The 3,946-nt window shown below is 43.4% G+C and carries 4 protein-coding genes and 1 pseudogene; 4 read left to right on the forward strand and 1 reads right to left on the reverse strand.

All coding sequences use genetic code 11. From position 1 onward, the window contains the following. Positions 1-116: 116 nt before the first annotated feature. Positions 117-470 (reverse strand): annotated as a pseudogene (locus tag Q0081_RS00640) (fructose-bisphosphatase class I); the annotation flags it as partial. 306 nt (positions 471-776) lie between these two features. Between Q0081_RS00640 and Q0081_RS00645 the strand changes: the two are divergent. From Q0081_RS00645 to Q0081_RS00660, 4 genes are all read left to right on the forward strand, one after another. After that, on the forward strand, positions 777-1,604 hold the full coding sequence (locus tag Q0081_RS00645) for a helix-turn-helix domain-containing protein (protein WP_298348183.1): 828 nt from the start codon (positions 777-779) through the stop codon (positions 1,602-1,604). Between the two features lie 7 nt (positions 1,605-1,611). After that, entirely contained in the window at positions 1,612-2,529 is a 918-nt protein-coding gene (locus Q0081_RS00650; RefSeq protein WP_298348185.1) for a helix-turn-helix transcriptional regulator, read from the forward strand. A 76-nt stretch (positions 2,530-2,605) separates the two neighbouring features. Then, on the forward strand, positions 2,606-2,995 hold the full coding sequence (locus Q0081_RS00655) for an ester cyclase (RefSeq protein ID WP_298348186.1): 390 nt from the start codon (positions 2,606-2,608) through the stop codon (positions 2,993-2,995). A gap of 44 nt (positions 2,996-3,039) precedes the next feature. Then, entirely contained in the window at positions 3,040-3,849 is an 810-nt protein-coding gene (locus Q0081_RS00660; protein WP_298348187.1) for an SDR family oxidoreductase, read from the forward strand. The last annotated feature ends 97 nt before the right edge of the window (positions 3,850-3,946 follow it).

The raw sequence follows: 3,946 nt of genomic DNA on the forward strand, positions 1-3,946 counted from the left end.
GTGGTTTGTCAAAAGTTTAGAGATAATATAGAGACATTCATATTATTTGATGATAAAAGACCCAAATGGAACTACCTTGTAAAAGGCAGAAATTGACCAGCTTATTATTTACACGTTACATATTTACTTTTATTATTGCCTGTATAAATAATATCATCATCTTCTTCTGAAATTATGGCGCATACTTCACCTCCGTTGATAAGCGCACGAATAAAACGAATATTAGCCACCACATCCAGTTTTTGCTGAGCTTCTCCCTGCACGTTTTCAGTTCCAAAACCACCCGTTATGTCAATCAATCCAGCACGCTTGATTTCCCGGTTGATGATTTTAGCTGCCAAACCAATATCCCGCAGTAATTGGGACAATTCGCCCGTGGCAAATGCAAAGGAATTTTGGTTGTGCATGATGTAACGATCCAACGTTACACCTACGGGCATGGCAATGTTTTCGGCAATAGTCGTTTCCATAAAATTGATAGTTAGTGTGTTTTTCTTTCCTAAATCCTGTGGTAACAAAACTAATATTCATCTACAAAAAATACAACAATAACTCTATTTTTACACCAAAAACTTTCTTTTATACTATTTTTATAATTTTTTTAAAAGATTAAATATTCTTTGGCAAAAAACGCAACTGTCCAACCAATCTCTGCAAACGGACACTAATGCCTGCTACCGTTGGATAACTAAACGTACTTATTCTTGCATCCCGATAGACGAAATCCTAACTTTCGATAGCAGAATGGTTGATTTTTAAAATCAAACGATATTCCCATGAACTATCACATTTTTCAGGCGTCGGCTCCGCTCAAAGATTATATTGAGCAGTACTATATTTTCGAACATAATCAATACCTCGCCACCGAATACGAAATCACAAGTACCGCTACCTGCTACTCGGCATTGGTTTTCAATTTTGGCGAGCGCTATCGCTTCCAAAATTCGTTGGGCGACAACTACCTAACTCCGCAACATTTTATGGCGGGGTTTTCTACGGGAGCGTTCCAGGTTTTCCCCAAAGGCAAAATCAATATGTTGGGCGTGGTGTTTAAAGGGACGGGTATGACGACCTTGTTTCCTTCGGTCAAGTTAACCACTTTGCTCAATAAACGGGTATCTTTTGTTGAACTGCTGGGCAGTGAGGCAGAAATCATCGCGGAACAACTGGAAAAAGCAGCCAACACCAAAGAGCAAATCGCACTGATAGATCAGTACCTGCTGAATCGTTTGGAACGGTTTGAGCAACCTGCCACGCTGGCCGACAAAGCCGCTTTGCTGATTTTAAGAAAACGGGGCATGATTACGATTGAGAAAGTAGCCGAAACACTCAACGTTGGGGAACGGCATTTGCGGCGGGTATTCGGCCAACGCTTGGGTATCAATGCCAAGTTATTTTCCCGCATCAAACGCTTTCAGTACATCAACCTGTGCCTTACCCAAAACGAAACCCTCGATTGGCAGGAGTTTTTGGTAGAAGGCGGTTTTTATGACCAAGCCCATTTTATCAAAGACTTTGTGGCCTTTTGTGGCAAAGCTCCCTCGGCTCAGATTTTAAAAAGCAAACAGATTGTAGAGTTATTCACAGCCAAAGAAGCCGTTTAAAAGCAAGATGCTGCATTATCCCATTGAGTCCGATATTTTGCTTTTTTTAAAAGGCATCATCGCGTCTTTGCAGCCCTTTGCCCAAGCCCATTCAGTGGCTTTGGCTTTTGAAAGCGATAAAGAGACATTGTTTTTAAGTTATCATCCCGAAACGGTGGCCTCCGATGTAACGCAATTGATTTGTCGTGTTGTAACATTTACGCCACAAAATCAAAGTGTCAAATTGATGGCAACGTTGGTCAATGAACGCGAAGCATTTTTTCTAAAACTTGTAGTAGAGAACACGGGCGTAAACTTATCGCGCATCGTCGAAATAGCCACGAAGACCCGCAATCTGGTGATAGTTCATGCCAACAGGGAAAAAAGCACCGCCTATGAAATCCATTGGTATTTGGAAAAACCAATAGAAACGATTCCTTCCGTCTTTTCAACGGTTTCACATCCGCCCGATGATGTACGGGGTTTTTACGCGGCAGTACGGAGCCGAATGAGCGTTCATTTCAAAAAACAGGAGAATCGCATGGCCGTTTTGGCCGCAAATAAGCCAAAAGAAGCGGTTTTCCTCCAAAAAGTGATGGCAGTCATCCATGCTCACATTAGCGACGAAACTTTTGATGTCGAGCAATTGGCGCGATCAATGGCCATGAGTCGAATGCACTTGCATCGGCGATTGAAACCTTTGGTCAATCAATCACCTGCGCATTATATCCGCGACCTGCGTTTGACCCGTGCCAAAACCATGATTGAAAAAGAAGATAGGAGCATCGGAGAAATCTGTTTTCTGGTGGGTTTTCAGAGTCAAAGCCATTTTACCAAAGCCTTTATTGAAAATTTGGGGTGCGCCCAACGGCTTATCGCCGCGGCAAATAGAGCTGTTTTTTTTCAAATGTTACAAATAGACAAAAGATTGGTAGAAACGGGCTAAATACGAAAAGAGCAATCCTATAATTTTGTATCATCCGATTTGAGAACCCAAAAAGCCTAAGCCAACATGGAACGATATGAACCAAGCGATGAAAAACAAGGAGTTTATTCTCCATTATTACAACACTATAAGCGGGGTAATAAAAACGCCTGAGATGCTCCGTCGCTTCACCGACGACCCGGTTCTAATAGATACTATTACTTTTTTTGACGGCGCTTTTCCAAAATACGAAATGACTGCCGAAGAAATGACCGCTGAAGGCAATCGCGTAGTAGTGCGAGCGCGGATGAAAGGCAAACACGAAGGCGAGTGGGAAGGCATCATGCCCACGTATCGGCAGGTAGAATTTCCCGTCGTTGTGAGTTACGAAATTGTCAATAACAAAATAGTCACCCATTGGCTGGTGGCCGACCCTTCTGTTTTGATGGAGCAATTGGGGGTAGATACGATGAACAAAACAGACTGATTAGTTTACAGTGATCATTTAATAACTCTTAAAAACACCCAAAAATGGTACTTATCGTTGGTTCAACAGGCTTGGTTGGGACAGAAATTTGTCGCCTTCTTGCCGAGCAAAAAACACCTTTTCGCGCCTTGGTTCGTCACGACTCCAACCCCGAAAAAGTGAATCACCTCAAATCATTGGGCGCAGACATTGCCGTCGGCGACCTCAAAGATCCTGCTTCATTGGCAGCCGCTTGTGCAGGCGTGGAGCAAGTAATTTCGACCACTACCTCCATCTTGTCCATGCGCGAAGGAGATTCCATCGAAACGGTGGATCGTCAGGGACAACTCAACTTGGTAGAAACGGCCAAGCAAACCGGTGTCAAACGCTTTGTTTTTATCTCCTTCGTCCAAAATCAGCACAATACGTTTCCGCTATCGGATGCGAAACAGGCCGTAGAAAATGCACTCGCCGAAAGCGGCATGAATTGGAGCAGTCTTCAAGCCAATTATTTTATGGAAATGTGGTTAAGTCCAGCATTGGGTTTCAGTTATCCCCAAAACCAAGCCCGTATCTATGGGGAAGGCACAAACCCAATCAGTTGGATTTCTTACAAAGATATGGCACAACTCGCCGTTACCGCCCTGCACAACGCCTATACCGACAATCGGACTTACGCCATCGGTGGGCCTACCCCCCTCAGTCCAAAAGAAGTAGTGGCTATTTTTGAAAATACCTTTGGCACTGTTTTTACGGTTGAAAACGTACCCGAATCTGCTTTGCATCAGCAAAAAGAGGCCGCTACCAATCCTTTTGAAGCTTCTTTTGCGGGCTTGATGCTCCAATACGCCAATGGGGCAGTGCGCGCAAAGTAATGCTATAACAAAAAAATAGACAACGGGGGCAAATGCCTAACTTTGGAGTGACTAAACTCAAAGATTATGTACCTATTTTGCCCAAGTTGTCACAGCA

The sequence above is a fragment of the Runella sp. genome, assembly GCF_027484545.1.
Lineage (GTDB): Bacteria > Bacteroidota > Bacteroidia > Cytophagales > Spirosomataceae > Runella.

Bases quoted from the DNA above. Each gene is read 5' to 3' on its own strand.
- Q0081_RS00645 (WP_298348183.1), top strand. From the start codon at position 777: ATGAACTATCACATTTTTCAGGCGTCGGCTCCGCTCAAAGATTATATT.
- Q0081_RS00650 (WP_298348185.1), top strand. From the start codon at position 1,612: ATGCTGCATTATCCCATTGAGTCCGATATTTTGCTTTTTTTAAAAGGC.
- Q0081_RS00655 (WP_298348186.1), top strand. From the start codon at position 2,606: ATGAACCAAGCGATGAAAAACAAGGAGTTTATTCTCCATTATTACAAC.
- Q0081_RS00660 (WP_298348187.1), top strand. From the start codon at position 3,040: ATGGTACTTATCGTTGGTTCAACAGGCTTGGTTGGGACAGAAATTTGT.